At 67.7% G+C, this 22,824-nt stretch carries 20 protein-coding genes; 16 read left to right on the top strand and 4 right to left on the bottom strand.

The window, feature by feature from the left end:
- Positions 1-43 precede the first annotated feature (43 nt).
- Positions 44-1,726 carry a long-chain fatty acid--CoA ligase gene (locus JTE92_RS27935; protein ID WP_063241531.1) on the top strand — a complete coding sequence of 561 codons (1,683 nt, stop codon included), beginning with the start codon at positions 44-46 and terminating at the stop codon, positions 1,724-1,726.
- 63 nt (positions 1,727-1,789) lie between these two features.
- On the opposite strand, the gene JTE92_RS27930 is transcribed toward JTE92_RS27935, so the two are convergent.
- From JTE92_RS27930 to JTE92_RS27915, 4 genes are all read right to left on the bottom strand, one after another.
- Positions 1,790-2,233 carry a hypothetical protein gene (locus JTE92_RS27930; RefSeq protein WP_063241532.1) on the bottom strand — a complete coding sequence of 148 codons (444 nt, stop codon included), beginning with the start codon at positions 2,231-2,233 and terminating at the stop codon, positions 1,790-1,792.
- The gene (locus JTE92_RS27925) at positions 2,230-2,733 is read right to left on the bottom strand and encodes a MarR family winged helix-turn-helix transcriptional regulator (RefSeq protein WP_063241589.1); all 504 of its coding nucleotides are present in this window, start codon (positions 2,731-2,733) and stop codon (positions 2,230-2,232) included. The genes JTE92_RS27930 and JTE92_RS27925 overlap by 4 nt, the downstream gene beginning before the upstream one ends.
- Positions 2,734-2,863: 130 nt before the next feature.
- The gene (locus JTE92_RS27920; protein WP_063241533.1) at positions 2,864-3,865 is read right to left on the bottom strand and encodes a tripartite tricarboxylate transporter substrate binding protein; all 1,002 of its coding nucleotides are present in this window, start codon (positions 3,863-3,865) and stop codon (positions 2,864-2,866) included.
- Positions 3,866-4,042: 177 nt separating this feature from the next.
- Positions 4,043-5,161 carry a porin gene (locus JTE92_RS27915; RefSeq protein WP_063241534.1) on the bottom strand — a complete coding sequence of 373 codons (1,119 nt, stop codon included), beginning with the start codon at positions 5,159-5,161 and terminating at the stop codon, positions 4,043-4,045.
- 337 nt (positions 5,162-5,498) lie between these two features.
- On the opposite strand from JTE92_RS27915, the gene coq7 reads away from it, so the two are divergent.
- The 15 genes from coq7 (at position 5,499) to ftsA (ending at position 22,777) form a co-directional block, all read left to right on the top strand.
- A complete protein-coding gene (coq7, locus tag JTE92_RS27910) occupies positions 5,499-6,122 on the top strand; it encodes a 2-polyprenyl-3-methyl-6-methoxy-1,4-benzoquinone monooxygenase (RefSeq protein WP_063241590.1) in 624 nt (207 codons plus the stop codon).
- Between the two features lie 456 nt (positions 6,123-6,578).
- Positions 6,579-7,007 carry a division/cell wall cluster transcriptional repressor MraZ gene (mraZ, locus tag JTE92_RS27905; RefSeq protein ID WP_010814778.1) on the top strand — a complete coding sequence of 143 codons (429 nt, stop codon included), beginning with the start codon at positions 6,579-6,581 and terminating at the stop codon, positions 7,005-7,007.
- Between the two features lie 7 nt (positions 7,008-7,014).
- The gene (gene rsmH, locus JTE92_RS27900; RefSeq protein WP_063241535.1) at positions 7,015-8,007 is read left to right on the top strand and encodes a 16S rRNA (cytosine(1402)-N(4))-methyltransferase RsmH; all 993 of its coding nucleotides are present in this window, start codon (positions 7,015-7,017) and stop codon (positions 8,005-8,007) included.
- On the top strand, positions 8,004-8,318 hold the full coding sequence (gene ftsL, locus JTE92_RS27895; protein ID WP_063241536.1) for a cell division protein FtsL: 315 nt from the start codon (positions 8,004-8,006) through the stop codon (positions 8,316-8,318). Before rsmH ends, ftsL begins: the two co-directional genes overlap by 4 nt.
- Positions 8,315-10,120 carry a peptidoglycan D,D-transpeptidase FtsI family protein gene (locus JTE92_RS27890; protein WP_063241537.1) on the top strand — a complete coding sequence of 602 codons (1,806 nt, stop codon included), beginning with the start codon at positions 8,315-8,317 and terminating at the stop codon, positions 10,118-10,120. The genes ftsL and JTE92_RS27890 overlap by 4 nt, the downstream gene beginning before the upstream one ends.
- Positions 10,117-11,685, top strand: a complete 1,569-nt coding sequence (locus JTE92_RS27885) for a UDP-N-acetylmuramoyl-L-alanyl-D-glutamate--2,6-diaminopimelate ligase (protein ID WP_063241538.1) — start codon at positions 10,117-10,119, stop codon at positions 11,683-11,685. The genes JTE92_RS27890 and JTE92_RS27885 overlap by 4 nt, the downstream gene beginning before the upstream one ends.
- Positions 11,682-13,094, top strand: a complete 1,413-nt coding sequence (locus tag JTE92_RS27880) for a UDP-N-acetylmuramoyl-tripeptide--D-alanyl-D-alanine ligase (RefSeq protein WP_063241539.1) — start codon at positions 11,682-11,684, stop codon at positions 13,092-13,094. The genes JTE92_RS27885 and JTE92_RS27880 overlap by 4 nt, the downstream gene beginning before the upstream one ends.
- 13 nt (positions 13,095-13,107) lie before the next feature.
- Entirely contained in the window at positions 13,108-14,277 is a 1,170-nt protein-coding gene (gene mraY, locus JTE92_RS27875; protein WP_063241540.1) for a phospho-N-acetylmuramoyl-pentapeptide-transferase, read from the top strand.
- Between the two features lie 79 nt (positions 14,278-14,356).
- Positions 14,357-15,868, top strand: coding sequence for a UDP-N-acetylmuramoyl-L-alanine--D-glutamate ligase (gene murD / locus JTE92_RS27870; protein ID WP_063241541.1), 1,512 nt, complete (start codon positions 14,357-14,359; stop codon positions 15,866-15,868).
- Entirely contained in the window at positions 15,865-17,118 is a 1,254-nt protein-coding gene (ftsW, locus tag JTE92_RS27865; RefSeq protein ID WP_063241542.1) for a putative lipid II flippase FtsW, read from the top strand. Before murD ends, ftsW begins: the two co-directional genes overlap by 4 nt.
- A complete protein-coding gene (gene murG / locus JTE92_RS27860; protein ID WP_063241543.1) occupies positions 17,115-18,185 on the top strand; it encodes an undecaprenyldiphospho-muramoylpentapeptide beta-N-acetylglucosaminyltransferase in 1,071 nt (356 codons plus the stop codon). The genes ftsW and murG overlap by 4 nt, the downstream gene beginning before the upstream one ends.
- A 21-nt stretch (positions 18,186-18,206) precedes the next feature.
- Positions 18,207-19,634 carry a UDP-N-acetylmuramate--L-alanine ligase gene (murC, locus tag JTE92_RS27855; RefSeq protein WP_063241544.1) on the top strand — a complete coding sequence of 476 codons (1,428 nt, stop codon included), beginning with the start codon at positions 18,207-18,209 and terminating at the stop codon, positions 19,632-19,634.
- Positions 19,631-20,614 carry a D-alanine--D-alanine ligase gene (locus JTE92_RS27850; RefSeq protein WP_063241545.1) on the top strand — a complete coding sequence of 328 codons (984 nt, stop codon included), beginning with the start codon at positions 19,631-19,633 and terminating at the stop codon, positions 20,612-20,614. Before murC ends, JTE92_RS27850 begins: the two co-directional genes overlap by 4 nt.
- Positions 20,615-20,633: 19 nt before the next feature.
- The gene (locus JTE92_RS27845) at positions 20,634-21,548 is read left to right on the top strand and encodes a cell division protein FtsQ/DivIB (protein WP_063241546.1); all 915 of its coding nucleotides are present in this window, start codon (positions 20,634-20,636) and stop codon (positions 21,546-21,548) included.
- Entirely contained in the window at positions 21,545-22,777 is a 1,233-nt protein-coding gene (gene ftsA, locus JTE92_RS27840; RefSeq protein WP_012353950.1) for a cell division protein FtsA, read from the top strand. The genes JTE92_RS27845 and ftsA overlap by 4 nt, the downstream gene beginning before the upstream one ends.
- The last annotated feature ends 47 nt before the right edge of the window (positions 22,778-22,824 follow it).

Below are 22,824 nucleotides of genomic sequence, written 5' to 3'. Positions count from 1 at the left end.
TCGGCAAAATCGAACGACCATTCAGAATTCAGGAGACGGTGCTATGGACAGGATTTGGCTGAAACACTACCCGGCCGGCGTCCCCGCCGAGATCGATGCCAGCCAGTTTCGTACGCTTAGCCAGCTGCTCGAAGCGTCTTTCCGCACCTATGCCGGCCGCAAGGCCTTCGTCTGCATGGACAAGGCCATCACCTACGGCGAACTCGACCAGATGTCCTCGCGCTTCGCCGCGTGGCTGCAGTCGCGCGGGCTGCGTCCCGGTGCGCGCGTGGCAATCATGATGCCGAACGTGCTGCAGTATCCGGTGGTGCTGGCCGCGGTGCTGCGCGCCGGCTTTGTCGTGGTCAATGTCAATCCGCTTTACACCCCGCGCGAGCTGGAGCACCAGCTCAAGGACAGCGGCGCCGAGGCCATTGTCATCCTGGAGAACTTTGCCGCCACGCTGCAGCAGGTGATGGCCCGCACGCCGGTCAAGCACGTGGTGGTCGCCAGCATGGGCGACATGCTCGGCGGACTGAAAGGCGCGATCGTCAATTTTGTCGTGCGCAACGTCAAGAAGATGGTGCCGGCGTGGGAGCTGCCCAACTGCGTGCGCTTCAACAGCGTGCTGGCCGAAGGCAGCAAGCTCACGCTGCAGCCGGCGACCACCGGACCCGACGACATCGCCTTCCTGCAATACACCGGCGGCACCACCGGCGTGAGCAAGGGCGCAGTGCTGCTGCACCGTAACGTGGTCGCCAACGTGCTGCAGTCCGAGGCCTGGATGCAGCCGGCGCTGGCCAAGGGCGGCCATATCGACCAGGTCGTCACCATTACCGCGCTGCCGCTGTACCACATCTTCGCGCTGACGGTCTGCTGCCTGCTGGGCATGCGCAGCGGCGGCATGAGCGTGCTGATCCCCAATCCGCGCGATATCCCGGGCTTTATCAAGGAATTGCAGAAGTACAAGTTCCACATGTTCCCGGCGGTCAACACGCTGTACAACGCGCTGATCAACAACCCGGAAATCGGCAAGGTCGACTTCTCCGGCCTGCGCGTGGCCAACGGCGGCGGCATGGCGGTGCAGGAAGCGGTGGCCAGGAAGTGGCTGGACAAGACCGGCTGCCCGATCATCGAGGGCTACGGCCTGTCCGAGACCTCGCCGTCGGCCACCTGCAACCCGACCGACAGCGATGCATTCTCCGGCACCATCGGCATGCCGCTGCCGTCGACCGAAGTGGTGATCCGTGACGATGACGGCAAGGACGTGCCGCTGGGCCAGCCGGGCGAGATCTGCATCCGCGGCCCGCAGGTGATGGCGGGCTACTGGAACCGCCCGGACGAGACCGCCAAGGTCATGACCCCGGACGGTTTCTTCAAGACCGGCGATATCGGTGTGATGGACGAGCGCGGCTACACCAGGATCGTCGACCGCAAGAAGGACATGATCCTGGTGTCGGGCTTCAACGTGTACCCGAACGAAGTCGAGGGCGTGGTGGCCGAGTGCCCGGGCGTGCTGGAAGTGGCCGCGGTGGGCGTGCCCGACACGCACTCGGGCGAGGTGGTCAAGCTGTTCGTGGTCAAGAAGGACCCGGCGCTGACCGAGGCGGACGTGATCGAGTTCTGCAAGGAGCGGCTGACCGGCTACAAGCGGCCGAAGTACGTGGAGTTCCGCACCGAGCTGCCCAAGACCAACGTCGGCAAGATCCTGCGCCGCGAACTGCGCGACAGCCGCAAGGCGGCCTGAGCGCCAGCGCTTGCGCAAACGGCCTCCGCAACGGAGGCCGTTTGTCTTGCAGCGCTCAGCGATTCAGCATTCGTTCGACGGCGCCAGCCTCGGCTCCGTGCTGCCGTCGAGGTAGATCACCCGCACGCACGCGCCCGGCTCCAGCCCCGGTATCGCCGGCGCATTGGCCGATACGAGCGCGCCTTCCGTGGTCCGCACCTTGTACTGGAACAGGTCGACCTGCTGCACCGGCGCCGGGCGATTGAACAGCCGGCTCAGGTCGAAGGCAAAGCCGACGCCTACCCCGCCGCCACCGCCACCGCCCGCCGCGCCGACGCCGACGCTGGTGCCGCTGCCGTAGTAGGGCGCCTGCGCGACGTCCATCCGCGTCAGGAATGTCTTCTCGGTCACGCGGCCGAGCTTGATGGTGGCGTTCACCGGCGTCACCTGCGGCGGTTGCGGCGTGCTGCTGCACGCGGCCAGGAGCGGCAGCAGGCCGCACAGCGTGAGGTAGGGTAGCGTCTTCATGGCGAGATCAGGCCGTTCTTGAGCCTGCCGAGTAGTCGGAACAGCGCGCGCCGGTCGGTTTCGGCCAGCCCCGAAAACAGTTGCCCGATCCAATCCTCATGCGCACGCGCCATGCGCGAGAATGCCGCGCGCCCGGCCGGCGTCAGGCGGATCAGGTAGGCGCGGCGGTCGGTGGGCAGCGCCTCGCGCGAGACCAGCCCTTCCTGCTGCAGCTGGTCGGTGATGCCGGTGACATTGCCGCCCGTGACCATCATGCGACGCGACAGCTCGCCCATCTTCAGGCCTTCGGGGTGGCGGTCGAGCTGGGCCATCAGGTCGAAGCGCGGCAGCGTGCAGGCAAAATCCTGCCGCAGCCGCGAGCGGATGTCGCCTTCGATCAGGTTGGTGCAGGTCAGCAGCCGCAGCCACAGCCGCAGGTCTTCGTGCTCGGTCTGGTCGGCGCGGGTTTCAAGGTCGACCGGCGCGCCATCGGCGCCGGCGGCGGTAGACAGGTTTGGCATCTTCAGTACAGCGGTGTGCAAGGTGTGCGGCCGCAGCCGCCGGCGGCTGCCCGGCAAGGGGCGGCCGACATTTGATGCCTCAAGTATATGCCTGATGCGCGCCGTCGCCCTGCCGGCGATCAAGGCAAGCTCAATCCACCTTGGCGCCGGAGTCCTTGACCACCTTGGCCCACTTGGCGGTTTCGGCACGGATCAGCGCCGCGAACTGCTCGGGCGTGTTGCCGACCGGCTCGGCGCCCTGTGCCAGCAGGCGCTCGCGCACGGCTGGCGCGTTCAGCGCCCTGGCCACTTCCTGGCGGATGCGCTGGATGGTCTCCGGCGGCGTGCCGGCCGGCGCCAGCATGCCGAACCATGAGCTGGCCTCGTACTGCGGCAGGTTGGCGGCCTGGGCGATGGTCGGCACGCCGGGCAGCGCCGGCGACGGTTTCGCGCTGGTGACGGCCAGCGCCTTGAGCTTGCCGCCCTTGATCAGCGCCATCGACGAGGGCAGGTTGTCGAACATCACCTGCATGGTGCCGCCGGTCAGGTCCGTCAGCGCCGGCCCGCTGCCCTTGTACGGAAAGTGGACCATGAAGGTTTTGGTCTGCGTCTTGAACAGCTCGCCGGCCAGGTGGATCGACGTGCCATTGCCGCTGGATGCCATGTTCAGCTTGCCGGGGTTGGCACGCGCGTAGGCGATCAGGTCCTTGACGCTGTCGATCTTGTTCTGCTGCGCGAACGCCGGGTTGACCACCAGCACGTTGGGCACGGCCGCCACCTCGGTGATCGGCGCGAAATCCTTGATCGGGTCGAACGGCAGCTTGCCGTACAGCGACTGGTTGATGCCATGCGTGCCGACGGTGCCCATCAGCAGCGTGTATCCATCCGGCGCGGCCTTGGCCACGATGTCGGCACCGATATTGCCGCCCGCGCCGGGTTTGTTGTCGACCACCATGTTCCAGCCGGGCTGCCTGGCCAGTTCCGCGGCCACGGCCCGCGCCAGGATGTCGGTGGTGCCGCCGGCGGCGAACGGCACCACCAGCCGGATCGGCTTGGACGGATACGGATCGGCGGCCAGTGCCGCGGGGCTGGCGAGTGCGGCAAGGCTGCCGGACAGCAACAGCGCGACGGCGCGCCGGCGAGTGGGTTGCATGCTTGGTCTCCTGGTGTAGCCGCCTTGTGTTGCCGGGCGGTGGCATGGTCAGTGCATTCTAGTTGGCGGGAATCGGCACGCCGATGGGGTGATGCCCTATGCAACAAGCGCCGTTCGCCGCCCATGAAAAAAGGCACCCGCAGGTGCCTTTGAACGATCGGCCGGTGAAGCTGGCGATCAGAACTTGTGGCGGATGCCCACGGCGACGCCGACCATCTTGTCTTCGCCGGTACCCAGGAAGTAGCCATTGGCGAAGCTGATCGCCGAGGTGTCGAAGTTCAGGCCGGCGTTCTTCGAGAAGGCCGTGGTCAGGTACACGTCGGTACGCTTGGACAGGTTGTAGTCCGCAATGAACGAGACCTGCCACGGGTTCTTGATATTGGTGCCTGCCAGGTTCTTGACGTCGTCGTAGTAGTACGACAGCGTCAGGCCCAGTGCCGGCGTGACCTGGTAGTTGCCGCCGATCCAGTAGTAGTCGTCGCGCAGGATGGTCGCGTCCGTGGCGGACTTCGACTGGCCCCAGCGATAGCCGCCCATGATCTTGGCCGGGCCGAAGGCGTAGCTGGCCGCCACGGCAGCCTTCTTGAAGGCGCCGACGGCGCCGGTGGCGGCGTTCAGCGTCGGGTTGTACTGGTCGTAGGCGGCGCTGATGCCGAACGGGCCGGTGGCATAGGACAGGCCGGCACCGTAGCCGGTATCGCGGCGGAACTGGCCCGGGACTTCGCCGCCGCCGGCGACGCCGTTGCCGAACGACCAGTGGGCGACCGCGGTCACCGGACCGAACTTGCCCGTGTACTTGGCCGTGTTGTCCGAGCGGAAGTTCAGACCCAGTTGCGCCACCACCGGTTCATACTGGGTGGCATAGCCGGCCGGCGAGAAATTGGCCATCATGTCGAACAGCGAGGTGTACTGGCGACCGAAGGTGAAGCGGCCAGCCTGGGCGCTTTCCAGGCCGACATAAGCCTGACGACCGAACAGGCGGCCGCCTTGCTGCATACCGCCATTGTCGAGGCCGAAACCGCTTTCCAGCACGAACAGCGCCTTCAGGCCGCTGCCCAGGTCTTCCACGCCGCGCAGACCCCAGCGCGAACCGGACAGGCCGCCGGACGACATGCGGAAGAGGTTCTCCGACGGGCCTGTTGCGAATCCGTTGGCCGCTGACGGCGTGACGCTCGACATATTGCTCACGTACTCGATGTTGGCATCCACCACACCGTAGAGCGTGACGCTCGATTGGGCCTGCGCCGCCCCGGCAAATGCGCCAAGCGCTGCCAGCGCCAAAAGCGATTTCTTCATGCTCGTTGTTCTCCACTGTAAGAATTATTGGTGACGGGCCGGGGGAACCTCCTGTTGGTCTCCATCCCCCATGCGTCAAACTTCCTTAGAAGTTGCGAAGTACTGTAACAAACAACGTTTCGTTCACCAGTCGGGCACAACCCCCCTTGTCTGGTTTTAGCAACTCAGGGTTTCTGAGTAGCGGGCCGCATCAATGCAAGGCGTGGCGCGGGATGCTGCGAATTAGAGGCAAGCTACAATACGGGTAATCCCGATGCGGCCGCCGCGGGCCGCGCTGCCGCGCGTACCCCACCATGGCGGGGCCTCGGGAGCAAGAAGATCAATCCGCTTGCGCGACATGGACACCCTGATCAAAGAATTCGACGTGGCACTGCGTGCCATCGCGGGGGCAACCCGCTCCGCGCGCGCCAACCCGGCCGACCAGCTGGCGCCGGACACCGAACCGATGAGCGCCGATGAGCGCCGCCATGTAGCGGGGTTGATGCGCATCAACCATGTCGGCGAAATTTGCGCCCAGGCCCTATACCAGGCGCAGAAGTTGACCGCGCGCAATGCGGCAGTGCGAGCGCAGATGGATGCCGCCGCGCGCGAAGAAGAAGACCACCTGGCCTGGTGCGCCGAGCGGCTGCGCGAGCTGGGCTCGCGCCCGAGCCTGCTGAATCCGCTGTGGTATGCGGGCGCATTCGCGATCGGCTTTGTCGCCGGCCGAGCCGGCGACAAGGTCAGCCTCGGCTTTGTCGCCGAGACCGAGCGCCAGGTCGAGCACCATCTCGGCGGGCACCTGGACCGCCTGCCTGAAGCGGACGGCCGCTCGCGCGCCATCCTCGAGCAGATGCGCGACGACGAGATCCGCCATGGCGATGCCGCCCGCGATGCCGGCGGCATCCCGCTGCCCGCGCCGGTGCGTGCGCTGATGCGCGGCGCCTCGCGCGTGATGACCACCGCGGCCTACCGCATCTGAAGCGCGGCGTCTGTGCGCCCGGCCTCATGGCCGCGCGCTCGCGGTTGCCTGCGCGCCCTTGATTTTCCGGGGCTGGCGGGCGATTGTTGTATCCTTCCCTCGGGTTGCGGGACAGTCGTTCCCGCAACCGCCGGCAGTCCTCCTCCCGCAGTTCTCAGGTGGTTTCTCTGCTTTCCTCCCTAAGATCTTCATTTCATTAAGGATTCACTTTCACGGTGCGTGAGGTGTGCGCGCTAAGTCATTGTTCTGATTCGAGAAATCTCGTTTGCTGCCCTGCAACCAGCCTTGACCGCCCAAATTGCTTCCTCTAAAGTGGGAAATAGTGTGAGGAAGTGTATTTTTGTGTGAAATTGCGAACCGACCGTGGGATCATTTCGCCACAGTCGGAAACAGAGGGATTCACGCGCTTGCCAGCCGCCTGGGGTCTCCGGCAGCCGGCAGGGACCGGGAGCGAGCTTGTTTCAGGGAGCATCGGCGCTGTCGCTGGATGCCAAGGGGCGGATGTCCATTCCGTCCCGGCACCGCGAGGCGCTGCAACAGCAGGCCGAGGGCCGGGTGACGCTGACCAAGCACCCGGATGGCTGCCTGCTGCTGTTTCCGCGGCCCGAGTGGGAAACCTTCCGCACGCGCATTGCAGCGCTGCCGATGGATGCGCACTGGTGGAAGCGCATCTTCCTGGGCAACGCCGCCGACGTGGAAATGGACGGCGCAGGCCGGGTGCTGATCGCACCGGAGCTGCGCAGTGCCGCCATGCTCGACAAAGAGGTCATGCTGCTCGGCATGGGCAGCCATTTCGAAGTGTGGGATGCCGCGACCTACGCCGCCAAGGAACAGCAGGCGATGGCGCAGGGCATGCCCGAGGCATTGAAAAATTTCTCTTTCTGAAGAGGTCATGAGTCCTACCGGAACGCCGGCAACCCCCGCCCTGCGCCATCGCACCGTGCTGCTGGACGAGGCCGTCGACGCCCTGGTCTGGCGCCCGGGCGGCGTCTACGTGGACGGCACCTTCGGCAGGGGAGGGCACAGCCGGGCGGTACTGGCCCGGCTGGGGCCAGACGGGGCCCTGGTCGCGTTCGACAAGGACCCAGCAGCAATCGCAGAAGCGGGCACCATCGGGGATGCCCGCTTCTCCATTGAGCACGCCAGCTTTGCGGACATGGCTGAGCGCCTGGCCGGGCGCGGCCACGTGGCCGGCGTGCTGCTCGACCTGGGGATCAGCTCGCCCCAGATCGATGAGGCGGCGAGGGGGTTTTCCTTTCGTTTCGAGGGCCCGCTGGACATGCGCATGGACACCACGCGCGGCATCACCGCCGCGCAGTGGCTGGCGCAGGCGGATGAGCAGGACATTGCCAGGGTGATACGAGACTATGGGGAAGAACGGTTTGCTGTACAGATTGCAAAGGCGATTGTTGCTCGCCGGCGCGAACCCGGCGATGGCGGACCCATCGCCACTACTGCCGACCTTGCCGCGCTCGTGGCGAAAGCCGTCAAAACACGCGAGAAGGGCCAGGACCCTGCGACCCGCACCTTTCAGGCTCTACGGATTCACGTCAATCAAGAGCTTGAGGACCTCGAAAGAGGGCTGAAGGCGGCTTATGACCTGTTGCAGGTAGGGGGACGCCTGGTGGTGATCAGCTTCCATTCGCTGGAGGACCGCATCGTCAAGCGGTTCATGGCGGCGCACGCCCGTCCCCAGCAGGATGCCGACCCCGCCCTGCGCCGCGCGCCGCTGCGCGCGGCCGACCTGCCGCAACCCACGCTGCGCCTGCTGGGCCGCTCCAAGCCCGGCGCCGAAGAGGTGGCCGCCAACCCGCGCGCGCGCTCGGCCGTGATGCGCGTGGCGGAGAAGCTGGCGCCCGTCGCCGGCAAGGGCGGGACCGCATGAACCGCCTGACCTTCTTCCTGCTGGCCGCGCTGATTCTGTGCGCGCTCTCGCTGGTCAGCGCGCAGCACCAGGCGCGCACGCTGTTCGTGGCGCTGGAGCGGGCGCAGGCAGAAGAACGCCAGCTCGACATCGACTGGGCGCGCCTGCAGTACCAGCAGAGCTCGCTCGGCAAGAGCGCGCGCATCGCCGATGCGGCGCGCGCGCAGCTGAAGATGGCGCCGGCCAACCCCGGCAAGACCCAGTACCTGTCGGGCATCGTGCTGCCGCCGGCGCAACCCGCGCCGGCCAGCGAGGCGGAGGCGCGCCAATGAGCATGGCCCGCCCGAACCCGCCCGGCCGCAACCACGGCGGCACCCCGTCGCGCCCGCGCAGCGGCCAGTTCTCGGCCAGCCCGGTGCTGGGGCTGCGCCTGCCGATGTGGCGCTCCAAGCTGGTGGTGTTCCTGATGTTCGCGGCCTTTGTCGCGCTGGCGCTGCGCGCCGCCTGGATCCAGGGTCCGGGCAACCAGTTCTACGAGGCCGAGGGCAAGAAGCGCTTCCAGCGCACGCTGGAGCTGCCGGCCACGCGCGGCAAGATCCTCGACCGCAACGGCCTGGTGCTGGCCACCAGCCTGCCGGTCAAGGCGATCTGGGCGGTGCCCGAGGATGTGCCCAACCAGGTCGAGCTGGCCAAGATCCGCCAGCTGGCGAAGCTGCTCGGCATGTCCGAGAAGGACCTCGGCAAGAAGCTGTCGGAGGACAAGGGCTTTGTCTACCTGAAGCGCCAGGTGCTGCCCGACGTCGCCGACAAGATCGCCGCGCTCAAGATCGAGGGCATCCACCAGACCCGCGAGTACAAGCGCTTCTACCCCGAAGGGGAGGCGATGGCGCATATCGTGGGCTTCACCAATGTGGAAGACCGCGGCCAGGAAGGCGTGGAGCTGGCGCGCGAGACCGGCCTGGCCGGCCGCCCCGGCGCGCGCCAGGTGATCAAGGACCGCCTCGGCCGCGTGGTCGAGGATATCGGCATCCTGAAGACCCCGCGTGACGGCGAGGACATCCAGCTGTCGATCGACGCCAAGATCCAGTACCTGGCCTACAACGAACTCAAGGCCGTGGTCGACAAGCACAAGGCCAAGGCCGCCAGCGCGGTGGTGCTCGATGCCCAGACCGGCGAGGTGCTGGCGCTGGCCAACTGGCCCACCTACAACCCCAACGACCGCACCCGTCTGTCCGGCGAGCAGCTGCGCAACCGCGTGCTGACCGACACCTTCGAGCCCGGCTCGATGATGAAGCCGATCACGGTGGGGCTGGCGCTGCAGCTCAAGCGCGTGACGCCATCGACGGTGATCACCACTACCGGCAAGTACCAGTTCGAAGGCGCCACCATCACCGATACCCACAACTACGGCGCGCTCACCGTCACCGGCGTGATACAGAAGTCGTCCAACATCGGCACGACCAAGATCGCGATGATGATGAAGCCGCAGGAGATGTGGGACATGTACACCAGCATCGGCCTGGGCCAGGCGCCCAAGATCGGCTTCCCCGGCGCGGTGGCGGGGCGCGTGCGCCCGTTCAAGAGCTGGCGTCCGATCGAGCAGGCCACCATGTCGTACGGCTACGGCCTGTCGGTGTCGCTGTTCCAGATGGCGCATGCCTACACCATCTTCGCGCACGACGGGGAGCTGATCCCGGTCACCATGTTCCGCACCAATGGCCCGGCCACCGGCGAGCGCATCCTGTCGCCGCAGGTGGCACGCGACGTGCGCGCCATGATGGAAACCGTGACCGCGCCCGGCGGCACCGCGCCCGAGGCGCAGGTGATGGGCTACCGCGTCGGCGGCAAGACCGGCACGGCCTACAAGCATGAAGGCCGCGGCTATAACCGCAGCAAGTACCGCGCCTCGTTCATCGGCCTGGCGCCGATGTCCAACCCGCGCATCATCGTCGCCATCAGCGTCGACGAGCCCACCGCCGGCAGCCACTACGGCGGCCTGGTGGCCGGCCCGGCGTTCGCCGCCATCACCGGCGGCACGCTGCGCGCACTGAATGTCCAGCCCGATTCGCCGATCCGCCAGCTGGTGGTCAGCGACAAGGTGCCGGAAAGCGAACCCTGGAGCGCGACCCAATGACGGCCAAGCCTTTGCTCCCGCTCGAGGTGACTACCCAGGCCAGCAATGCGCTGGCCTGGCTGCGTACCAACGTGGCCGCTTCGGCGCAGCTGACCGGCGACAGCCGCCGGCTGGCGCGCGGCGACGTGTTCCTTGCCTACGTGCTTGGCAACGAGCGCCTGGCTAGCGACGGGCGGCCCTATATCCAGCAGGCGATCGCGGCCGGCGCCGGCGCCATCGTCTATGAGGCCGAAGGCTTCGACTGGCCGTTTGGCGATGCCGTGCCGCATCTGGCGTGCGGCAACCTGCATCAGCTCGCCGGCCCGATCGCCGCCGGCTGGCACGGCAACCCGGTGCGCGGCCTGGCCGTGACCGGCATCACCGGCACCAACGGCAAGACCTCGTGCAGCCAGTGGCTGGCGCGCGTGCTGCAGGCCGCGGGTACGCCGTGCGCGACCGTCGGCACCCTCGGCACCGGCTTCCCCGGCGCGCTGCAGGCGACCGGCTTCACCACGCCCGATGCGGTGCAGCTGCAGGCCAGCCTGGCCGCGCTGCATGATGCCGGCGCCCGTGCTGTCACGATGGAAGTCTCGTCGCACGGCCTGGAGCAGGAGCGCGTCGCCGGCACGCATTTCTCGGTGGCGGTGCTGACCAACCTGACGCAGGACCACCTCGACTACCACGGCTCGATGAACGAGTACGAGGCCGCCAAGGAGCGCCTGTTCCAGTGGGACGGCCTGCGCACGGCGGTGATCAACCGCGATGACGCCATGGGCCAGCGGCTGCTGGCGGCGGACGCCGCCGCGATCGCCGCGCCGCACGTGATCGAATACGGCATCGACGGCCCCGGCGCTGCCACGGTGCGCCGCCCGCGCGGCGAATGGCTGCGCGCCACCAGCGTGCGCGCCACGCCCAACGGCACCGCTTTCCATATCGACGGCAGCTTCGGCAGCGCCGAGATGGCCACGCCCATGATCGGCGCCTTCAACGTCAGCAACCTGCTGGCGGTGCTGGGCGCGGCGCTGGCCAACGGCGTGGCGTGGGATGCGGCGCTGGCCGCGCTGCGCGCGCTGACGCCGGTCGAGGGCCGCATGGAACTGTTCGGCGCCAACGGCGGCGATGCCGCGCTCGGTCCGCTTGCCGTGGTCGACTACGCCCACACCCCCGACGCGCTGGAACAGACGCTGGCCGCGCTGCGCCCGGTGGCGCAGGCGCGTAATGGCCGCCTGTGGTGCGTGTTCGGCTGCGGCGGCGACCGCGACCCGATCAAGCGCCCGCTGATGGGCGCGGTGGCCGAACGCCTGGCCGACGACGTCATCCTGACCAGCGACAACCCGCGCAGCGAGGATCCGCAGGAGATCCTGGACGCGATCGCCGACGGCATGGCCGAGCGCGCGCGCGGCCGCCAGATCGAGGACCGCGCCGCCGCCATCCTTTACGCCATCCGGCACGCGGCCCCGGCCGACGTGGTGCTGGTGGCGGGCAAGGGCCACGAGGCCACCCAGGAGATCCAGGGGCGCAAGCGCCCGTTCTCCGACCGCGAGCATGTCCGCCTGGCGCTTGCCACCCGTGGAGTATCGGCATGAGCCAGACCACCATGACCACCTTGCAGGACGCCGCCGGCTGGATCGCCGGCGCGCGCGTTTGCGGCGACGGCGCCGTGGCGTTCTCGCGCGTGCAGACCGACAGCCGCACCGTCGAGCCCGGCGACCTGTTCGTCGCGCTGAAGGGCGAGCGCTTCGACGCGCATGACTTCATTGCCGACGTGATGGCCAAGGGCGCCGCGGCCGTGCTGGTGAGCCGTGAAGCGGATGCCAGCAACTACGCCGGCGTGCCGGCCATCGTCGCGCCCGACACCCGTATCGCGCTGGGCGAGCTGGGCGCGGGCTGGCGCCGCCGGTTCACGCTGCCCGCGGTGGCGGTAACCGGCAGCAACGGCAAGACCACCGTCAAGGAAATGATCGCGGCGATCTTCGCCGCGGCGGTGGGCGAGGACCAGCGCCTGGCCACCGGCGGCAACCTGAACAACGACATCGGCCTGCCGCTGACGGTGCTGCGCCTGCGCGCCACGCACAAGCTGGCGGTGCTGGAGCTCGGCATGAACCATCCGGGCGAGACCGTCTACCTGGCCGGCATCGCCCAGCCCACCGTGGCGGTCATCACCAACGCGCAGCGCGAGCACCAGGAATTCATGGTCAGCGTGGAAGCCGTGGCGCACGAGCACGCGGCCGCGATCGCGGCTTTGCCCGCGGACGGCGTGGCGGTATTCCCGCTCGACGAGGAAAGCGGCGGCGCCTATGCGCCGGTCTGGCGCGAGGCCGCCGGTGCGCGCCGGGCGCTGTCGTTCGGCACCTCGCAGCGCGCGGATGTGCACGCCACCATGGCGCTGGTCGATGGCGCGCAGGTGATGCAGGTGCGCGCGCCGGGCCATGCGTTTGAAGTCAGGCTGGCGCTGCTGGGCGAGCACAACGTGCGCAACGCGCTCGCGGCGATCGCCTGCGCGCTGGCCGCGGGCGTGCACGTGCCGGCGATCCAGGCGGGGCTGGCCGGCTTCCAGGCGGTCAAGGGCCGGCTGCAGGTGAAGTACACACCGGGCGGCACGGTGGTCATCGATGACACCTACAACGCCAACCCCGATTCCGTGCGCGCCGCCATCGACGTGCTGGCCGGCTTTGCCGCGCCGCGCGTACTGGTGCTGGGCGACATGGGCGAGGTCGGCGACCAGGGGCCGGCCTTCCACGAAGAGATCGGCGCCTACGCGCAGGCGCGCGGCGTCGACACGCTGTGGGCCGCCGGCGAACTGGCCGTGCATGCAGTGCGGGCGTTCGGCGCCAACGGCCGCCATTTCGGCAGTGCGGAAGACCTGGCAAAGGCCCTGGAGGAAGACAGCGGGGGCATGGTGGCGCAAGCCGGCGCCGTGCTGGTGAAGGGATCGCGCTTCATGCGCATGGAACGGATCGTTGCTGCGCTGGTCGCAGACACTTCCGCACATTAACGAAGACAACACGATGTTATTGGCTCTGGCCCAGTGGCTGCAAAACGACTACAGCTTCCTCCGGGTCGTCAACTACCTGACTTTCCGCGCGGTGATGGCCAACCTCACCGCGCTGCTGATCGGCCTGACGTTCGGTCCGTGGGTGATCCGCAAGCTGACCGAACTGAAGGTCGGCCAGGCGGTGCGCACCATCGGCCCGCAGACGCACCTGGTCAAGTCCGGCACGCCGACCATGGGCGGCGTGCTGGTGCTGGTGTCGATCGCCGTCTCGACGCTGCTGTGGTGCGACTGGGGCAACCGCTTTATCTGGGTGGTGATGCTGGTCACCTTCGGCTACGGCGCCATCGGCTGGGTCGACGACTACCGCAAGGTGGTCTATCGCGACCCGCGCGGCATGTCGAGCCGCGAGAAATTTTTCTGGCAGACGCTGATCGGCCTGGTGGCCGCGGTCTACCTGGCGTTCTCGGTGTCCGAGAGCAGCAACGTGCGGGTCTGGGAACTGTTCCTGAACTGGGTCGAGGGCGGGCTCTCGCTCGACATGCCGTACAAGTCCAACCTGATCGTGCCTTTCTTCAAGGAGATCAGCTACCCGCTGGGCGTGGCCGGCTTCATCGTGCTGACCTACCTGGTGATCGTGGGCTCGAGCAATGCCGTGAACCTGACCGACGGCCTGGACGGCCTGGTGATCATGCCGGTGGTGCTGGTCGGCGGCGGGCTGGGCGTGTTTGCCTACGTGATGGGCAACGCGGTCTACAGCAAGTACCTGCTGTTCCCGCATATCCCGGGCGCGGGGGAACTGCTGATCTTCTGTTCCGCGCTGGGCGGGGCAGGGCTGGCCTTCCTCTGGTTCAACGCGCACCCGGCGCAGGTGTTCATGGGCGACGTGGGCGCGCTGGCGCTGGGCGGCGCGCTGGGCACGATCGCGGTGATCGTGCGCCAGGAGATCGTGCTGTTCGTGATGGGCGGCATCTTCGTGGTGGAAACGCTGTCGGTGATGGCGCAGGTCACGTGGTTCAAGATCACCAAGCGCCGTTATGGCGAGGGCAGGCGGCTCTTTCGGATGGCGCCGCTGCACCACCATTTCGAGTTGAGCGGCTGGAAGGAAACGCAGGTCACGGTGCGCTTCTGGATCATCACCATGCTGCTGGTGCTGATCGGGTTGTCGACGCTGAAGTTGCGTTAATGGTGTTGGTGGTTGCGCCGACGGCGATGGCCGCGGCGCTCTCTATATAGATACAGGAAACCAAAGGCAGGAAATCGAAGTGTTTGGCGAGCTGCAGAAACCTCATGTGCTGGTACTTGGCCTCGGCGAATCGGGGCTGGCGATGGCGCGCTGGTGTGGCCTGAACGGCTGCGCGGTGCGCGTGGCCGACACGCGCGAGGCGCCCGCCAACCTTGTCTTCCTGCAGGCCGAACTGACTTCGGCCGAGTTCGTGGGCGGTCCGCTCGCGGCAAGCCTGCTCGACGATATCGGCCTGGTGGCGATCAGCCCCGGCCTGTCGCCGCTTGAGGCCGGCACCGGCGCCTTGCTGGCCGCCGCGCAGGCGCGCGGCATTCCGGTGTGGGGCGAGATCGAGCTGTTCGCGCGCGCGCTCAGGCACCTGCAAGCCGAATCCGGCTACGCGCCGAAGCTGCTCGCGATCACCGGCACCAATGGCAAGACCACCACCACGGCGCTGACGGGCCGGCTGGTCGAGCGCGCCGGCAAGACCGTGGCGGTGGCGGGCAATATCAGCCCGTCGGCGCTGGACAAGCTGTCGGCATGCATCGCCTCGGCCACGCTGCCGGATGTCTGGGTGCTGGAACTCTCCAGCTTCCAGCTGGAGACCACGCATACGCTGGCGCCGGATGCGGCCACCGTGCTCAACGTGAGCCAGGACCATCTTGACTGGCACGGCTCGATGGACGCCTACGCCGCGTCCAAGGCGCGCATCTTCGGGCCCGCCGGCAGCGAGTGCGTGCAGGTGCTGAACCGCAATGACCGGCTGACGCTGGACATGGCGCGGGCGGGCCGCAAGCCGGTGACCTTTGGCGTCGACCTGCCGGAAGTGCCGGGCAGCTTCGGCATCCTGCGCGAGGGCGGCATGCCCTGGCTGGTGCTGGCCGAACCCGACACCGAAGCGGAAGGGGAGGGCAAGCCGCGCCGCCGCAAGGCCGCCGAAGTCGCGGACGAGGCGGTGCCGGTGCGCCACAAACGCCTGATGCCGGCCGACGCGCTGCATATCCGTGGCATGCACAACGCCACCAACGCCATGGCGGCGCTGGCGCTGTGCCGTGCCATCGACCTGCCGATGAACGCCTTGCTGCACGGCCTGCGCGAGTACCGCGGCGAGCCGCACCGCGTGGAGTGGGTCGCCACCATCGATGACGTCGAGTATTTCGACGACAGCAAGGGCACCAATGTCGGCGCCACCGTGGCCGCGCTGTCGGGGCTGGACAAGCGTGTGGTGCTGATCGCCGGCGGCGAAGGCAAGGGCCAGGATTTCTCGCCGCTGGCCGCGCCGGTGGCGCAATACGCGCGCGCCGTGGTGCTGATCGGCCGGGCCGCGGGCGAATTGCGCGCTGCCCTGCAGGGCAGCGGCGCCACCCTGGCCGATGCCGCGACGCTGGAAGAAGCCGTGACCAAAGCAACCGAACTGGCCGAGCGCGGCGACGTCGTGCTGCTGTCGCCGGCCTGCGCCAGCCTCGACATGTTCCGCAACTACGTGCACCGCGCCGAGGTATTCCGCGCTGCGGTGGAAGAACTGGCGCTGTCCCGGGGGATCCTGCCATGAGCCAGCTTGAGACCAACCCACAGGTCAAGCGCAGCGGTTTCATCGGCGCCACCATCGGCAATGCCTGGGGTGGCCTGCGTGACGCGGTATCGGGCGTCAAGCCCACGCGCTCGCGCATGATGGAGTACGACCAGCCCCTGCTGTGGGTCGCGATCGTGCTGCTCGCGCTCGGCCTGGTGATGGTCTTCTCGGCCTCGATCGCGCTGCCGGATTCGCCGCGCTACGCCAATTACCGCGAAAGCCATTTCCTGGTGCGGCATGCGTTTGCGCTGTTTATCGGGCTGTCGGTCGGGCTGGTGGCGTTCCAGGTGCCGGTGAAGGTATGGGACCGCTATGCGCCCAAGCTCTTTATCGTCGCGCTGATCCTGCTGGTGATCGTGCTGGTGCCGTTCGTCGGCAAGGGCGTGAACGGCGCGCGCCGCTGGATCCCGCTGGGCGTGATGAATTTCCAGCCGTCCGAGCTGATGAAGCTGGCGGTGGTGCTGTATGCCGCCAACTACACCGTGCGCAAGCAGGAGTGGATGCAGACCCTGGCCAAGGGCTTCCTGCCGATGGGCGTGGCGGTGGTGGTGGTCGGCATGCTGCTGCTGCTCGAGCCCGACATGGGCGCGTTCCTGGTGATCGCGGCGGTGGCGATGGGCATCCTGTTCCTGGGCGGCATCAACGGCAAGCTGTTCGCCGGGCTGGTCGGCGTGGCGGTGGGCGCGTTCGCGCTGCTGATCACGGCGTCGCCGTGGCGGCGCGAGCGGATCTTTGCCTACCTGAGCCCGTGGGAAGAGAGCAACGCGCTGGGCAAGGCCTACCAGCTGACGCACTCGCTGATCGCCTTCGGCCGCGGCGAGTGGACCGGGGTCGGGCTGGGCGGCAGCATCGAGAAGCTGCATTACCTGCCCGAGGCGCATACCGACTTCATCCTCGCGGTGATCGGCGAGGAATTCGGCTTTGTCGGCGTGCTGGCGGTGATCGCGCTGTTCTACTGGCTGGTGCGGCGCGCCTTCAATATCGGCCGCACCGCGCTGCAGCTCGACCGCACCTTTGCCGGCCTGGTGGCCAAGGGCATCGGCGTGTGGATCGGCTGGCAGACCTTTATCAACATGGGCGTGAACCTGGGCCTGCTGCCGACCAAGGGGCTGACGCTGCCGCTGGTGAGCTATGGCGGTTCGGGGATTCTGATGAATTGCGTGGCGTTGGCGATCCTGCTGCGTATCGATTACGAGAATCGGGTATTGATGCGCGGAGGGAAAGTATGACCGCGCCACGCACCCTGCTCGTGATGGCCGGCGGCACCGGGGGACACGTGTTCCCGGGGCTGGCGGTCGCGCAGGCGTTGCGCGAGCAGGGCTGGAACATCGTCTGGCTGGGCAACCGCACGGGCATGGAAGCCACGCTGGTGCCCAAGCACGGCATCCCGATGGAATACATCCAGTTCGGCGGCCTGCGTGGCAAGGGGCTGCTGACCAAGTTGCTGCTGCCGCTGAATCTGCTGCGCGCGTTCTGGCAGAGCATCGGCGCGCTGCGCCGGGTGCGGCCGAACGTGGTGCTGGGCATGGGCGGGTATATCACGTTCCCGGCGGGCATGATGGCTTCGCTGCTGGGCCGCCCGCTGGTGCTGCACGAGCAGAACTCGATCGCCGGGCTGGCCAACAAGGTGCTGGCCAAGGTGGCCGACCGCGTGCTGTGCGCGTTCCCGGACACGCTGCCCGGCGGCGAATGGACCGGCAACCCGGTGCGCGAGGAACTGGCGCACCTGGATGCGCCCGAGGCGCGCTACGGCCAGCGCACCGGTCCGCTGCGCATCCTGGTGGTGGGCGGCAGCCTGGGCGCCGCGGCGCTGAACGAGGTGGTGCCGAAGGCCATCGCGCTGTTGCCGCAAAGCGAGCGTCCGGTGGTGACGCACCAGGCGGGCGCCAGGCAGATCGACACGCTGCGCGCCAACTACGCGGCGGCGCAGGTGCCGGCGCAGACCCTGCCGTTCATCGACGACATGGCGCGGGCCTATGCCGATGCGGACCTGGTGATCTGCCGCGCCGGCGCGATGACGGTGTCGGAAGTGGCCGCGGCGGGCGTGGCGGCGCTGTTCGTGCCGTTCCCGCACGCGGTGGACGACCACCAGACCACCAACGCAAAGTTTTTGTCCAGCCAGGGCGCGGCCCTGCTGGTGCAGCAACAAGACCTGACGGCCGAGGGCCTGGCGCAGACCATCGCCAGCCTGACCCGGCCGCAGCTGAAAGACATGGCGCGCATGGCGCGCGGACTGGCCAAGCCTGAGGCAACCCGGCGCGTCGCCGAGGTGTGCAGCCAGCTGGCCAGGGACTGAAGTGAGCGAAGCAGCAATCCAATGAAGCATATCGTCAAGAACATCCACTTCGTGGGGATCGGCGGGGCCGGCATGAGCGGCATCGCCGAGGTCCTGCTGAACCTGGGCTACAAGGTCTCGGGTTCCGACGTGGGCAGCAATGCCGCCACGCGGCGCCTGGCCTCGCTCGGCGCCACGGTCATGCACGGGCATGACGCGGCCAACGTGACCGGCGCCAATGCCGTGGTGGTGTCGACCGCGGTCAGCGGCGACAACCCCGAGGTGCTGGCCGCCCGCAGCAAGCGCATCCCGGTGGTGCCGCGCGCGGTGATGCTGGCCGAGCTGATGCGCCTGAAGCAGGGCGTGGCCATCGCCGGCACGCATGGCAAGACCACCACCACCAGCCTGGTGGCGTCGGTGCTGGCCGAGGGCGGGCTGGACCCGACCTTCGTCATCGGCGGCCGGCTCAATTCCGCCGGCGCCAACGCGCGCCTGGGCACCGGCGACTTCATCGTGGCCGAGGCGGATGAGTCCGACGCGTCGTTCCTGAACCTGTTCCCGGTCATCGAGGTCATCACCAATATCGATGCTGACCACATGGATACCTACGGGCACGACTTTGCCCGGCTCAAGCAGGCGTTCATCGAATTCACGCAGCGCCTGCCGTTCTACGGCATCGCCGTGCTGTGCGTGGACGACCCCAACGTGCGCGAGATCCTGCCGCTGGTATCCAAGCCGGTGGTGCGCTACGGGTTTGCCGAAGACGCGCAGATCCGCGCGGTGGACGCGCGCGCGGTCGACGGCCAGATGCACTTCACCGTGCTGCGCCAGCTCAACGGCCATGTCGAGCCGCCGCTGGAAATCGTGCTGAACCTGCCCGGCATGCACAACGTGCAGAACGCGCTGGCGGCGATCGCCATCGCCACCGAGCTGGAAGTGCCCGATGCCGCCATCGTCAAGGCGCTGCGCGAATTCCACGGCGTGGGCCGCCGCTTCCAGCGCTACGGCGAAGTGGCCACCACCGACGGTGCCGGCACCTTCACGCTGGTGGACGACTACGGCCACCACCCGGTGGAAATGGCCGCCACGCTGGCCGCCGCGCGCGGCGCTTTCCCGGGCCGCCGCCTGGTGCTGGCGTTCCAGCCGCACCGTTTCACCCGTACGCGGGATTGCTTTGAAGACTTCGTCAAAGTGCTGGGCACCGTCGATGCCCTGCTGCTGTCCGAGGTCTATGCCGCCGGCGAGACCCCGATCGTGGCAGCCGACGGCCGTGCGCTGACCCGCGCGTTGCGCGTGGCCGGCAAGGTAGAACCTGTTTTCGTGGAGCAGATGGAAGAGATGCCGCAGGCCATCCTGAATGCTGTCCGGCCCGGCGATGTGGTCGTGACGATGGGCGCCGGTTCGATCGGCGGCGTGCCGGGGCAACTGGTGTCGCACCAGCAGACGCAACAGTCGGGAGGCCAGCAATGAGCTTCGTCGCCCATCCCAATATCGATCCCAGGTCGCTGGGCAAGGTCGGCGTGCTGCTCGGCGGCCGCTCCGCCGAGCGCGAGATTTCGCTGATGTCGGGCAACGGCGTGCTGGCCGCGCTGCAGTCGCGCGGCGTCGACGCGCATGGCTTCGATCCGGGCCTGCAAGGCGTGGCCGAACTGGCCGCGGCCAAATTCGACCGCGTCTTTATCGCGCTGCACGGCCGCTACGGCGAAGACGGCACCATCCAGGGCCTGCTGGAACAGCTGGGCGTGCCCTACACCGGCAGCGGCGTGCTGGCCTCGGCGCTGGCGATGGACAAGCAGGCCACCAAGCGCCTGTGGACCACGCATGACCTGCCCACGCCGCGCTTCGCCATGCTGCATGCCGACACGGATTTCGACGCGGTGGTCGCCGACCTGGGCCTGCCGCTGATCGTCAAGCCGGCGCGCGAAGGCTCGTCGATCGGCCTGACCAAGGTCACCGCGGCCGACCAGATGCGCGCGGCGTTCGAGAAGGCCGAGGCGCTGGACAACGACGTCATCGCCGAGACTTTTATCGACGGCGCCGAGCTGACCTGCCCGATCGTGGGCGAGGGCGACAGCGCCGAGGCGTTGCCGGTGATCCGCATCGTCGCCCCCGAGGCCAACTACGACTATCAAAATAAATACTTTACTGACGATACCCAATACTTGTGTCCGTCAGGGCTGGACCCCGAAATCGAGAAGGAAGTCCAGGCGCTGGCGGTGCAGTCCTACCGCGTGCTGGGTTGCCGTGGCTGGGCGCGCGCCGACGTGATGCTGCGCGCCGACGGCAAGCCTTTCCTGCTCGAGATGAATACCTCGCCCGGCATGACCGGCCATTCGCTGGTGCCGATGGCGGCGCGCGCGGTCGGCATCAGCTACGAGGACTTCGTGCTGCAGGTGGTGGCCGCCGCGACGCTGGACCTGCACCCGAACGAGCACTGGAAGCCCGAATAACAGAGAACCCGCCTGAACCATGTGGCATAACGCACGCCTGCTCAACCTGATCGCCACCACGCTGTACGCCGTGGTGGCGCTGATGGCGCTCGCGGCCGGCCTGCTGTGGCTGGCGCAGCGGCCGGTGTTTGCCATCACCCACGTGGAGATCGCGCCGATGGACGGCGGCGCGCTGCGCCACGTGAACGCCCCCGCCGTGCGTGCCAGCGCGCTGGGCAAGCTGTCGGGCAACTTCTTCACGCTCGACCTGAACGCGGCACGGCAGGCGTTCGAGTCGGTGCCGTGGGTGCGGCGCGCCAGCGTGCGGCGCGAGTGGCCCAACGGCCTGGCCGTGGAGGTCGAGGAGCACGAGGCGCTGGGTACGTGGGGCTCGGCGGAAAACGGGCGCCTGATCAATACCTACGGCGAGATTTTCGTGGCCAACACCGCCGAGGCGGAAGAAGACGCACAGCTATTGGCGCTGGACGGGCCGCCGGACAGCGAGGGCGACGTGATCGAGAAGCTCGAGGTCATGCGCCAGTGGTTCAAGCCGCTGCAGACCGAGCCGCTGGCGGTGACGCTGTCGGGCCGCTATGCCTGGCGGGCAAAGCTGTCCAACGGCATGGTGGTCGAGCTGGGCCGCGAGCAGAACGATGAAGACCGCACGGCGATGGACCAGCGGGTCAGGCGTTTTGTCGCTGCGTGGCCGCAGGTCACCGAGCAGTGGGGCAAGCAGATCGACTACGCCGACCTGCGTTATCCCAACGGCTTTGCCATCCGCGCCGCCAACGCCCGCTTCCTGACCGAGGCGCAGATCGCCGCGGCCGTGCGGGCCGAGAAGGCGGAGCGGGCAGCGAAGGCGGCCCGGGCAACGCAGGCAGCGGCAGCGGTTTCCGGTACTTCCAACAACAATCCGACGCGACTGAAGAGCAAGAACGCGGAGAAAACCCGATGAGCAAGGAATACAAGGACCTGTTGGTCGGTCTCGATATCGGCACCTCGAAGGTGGCGGCGGTGGTCGCAGAACTGCGCCCCGACGGCAGCTACGAGGTGATCGGGATGGGCCAGTCGGAGTCCAAGGGTCTGAAGAAAGGGGTCGTAGTCAATATCGAGGCCACCGTGCAGTCGATCCAGAAGGCGCTGGAAGAGGCCGAGCTGATGGCCGACTGCAAGATCTCGGAGGTCTTTACCGGCATTGCCGGCAGCCATATCCGCAGCTTCAATTCCAGCGGCATGGTGGCGATCAAGGACAAGGAGGTCACGCAGACCGATGTGGCGCGCGTGATCGAGACCGCCAAGGCGGTCAATATCCCGACCGACCAGCAGATCCTGCACATCCTGACGCAGGAATTCATCATCGACGGCCAGGAAGACGTGCGCGAGCCCATCGGCATGAGCGGCATCCGCCTGGAAGTGAAGGTGCATATCGTCACCGGCGCCGTCAGCGCCGCGCAGAACATCGTCAAGTGCGTGCGCCGCTGCGGCCTGGAAGTGCACGACCTGATCCTGCAGCCGCTGGCGTCGAGCCTGGCGGTGCTGACCGAGGACGAGAAGGAACTGGGCGTGGTGCTGGTCGACATCGGCGGCGGCACCACCGACATCGCCATCTTCAGCGAAGGCGCGATCCGCCATACGGCCGTGATCCCCATCGCCGGCGACCAGATCACCAACGACATCGCCATGGCGCTGCGCACGCCGACGCCCGATGCCGAGGACATCAAGATCCAGTACGGCATTGCCAAGCAGGCGATCGCCGACCCGGAAGACATGATCGAGGTGCCGGGCGTGGGCGACCGCGGCACGCGCACGCTCAGCCGTCAGGCACTGGCCGCGGTGATCGAGCCGCGCATCGAAGAGCTGTACTCGCTGGTGCACCAGGTGGTGCGCGAGTCGGGCTATGAAGAACTGCTGTCGTCCGGCGTGGTCATCACGGGTGGTACCGCGATGATGCCGGGCATGGTCGAGCTGGGCGAGGACATCTTCCTCAAGCCCGTGCGCGTAGGCGTGCCGGAGTACCGCGGCAACCTGCACGAGGTGGTGAAGAGCCCGCGCTATGCGACGGTGATGGGCCTGCTGCTGGAAGGCCGCGTGCAACGGATGCGCGGGCGCAAGGTGGCGGTGCAGAGCGGGTCGGTCAAGCAGGTGTGGACCCGCATGAAGGAATGGTTCGTCGGCAATTTCTGATGAATGCGGAAATTGTCGGCTGAAGATGCAACGACGCGCTGGTGGCT

The organism is Cupriavidus oxalaticus, assembly GCF_016894385.1.
Classification (GTDB): Bacteria; Pseudomonadota; Gammaproteobacteria; order Burkholderiales; family Burkholderiaceae; genus Cupriavidus; species Cupriavidus oxalaticus.
Note: the sequence above shows the minus strand (reverse complement) of the source record. Positions and strands in the feature narration are given on the sequence as shown.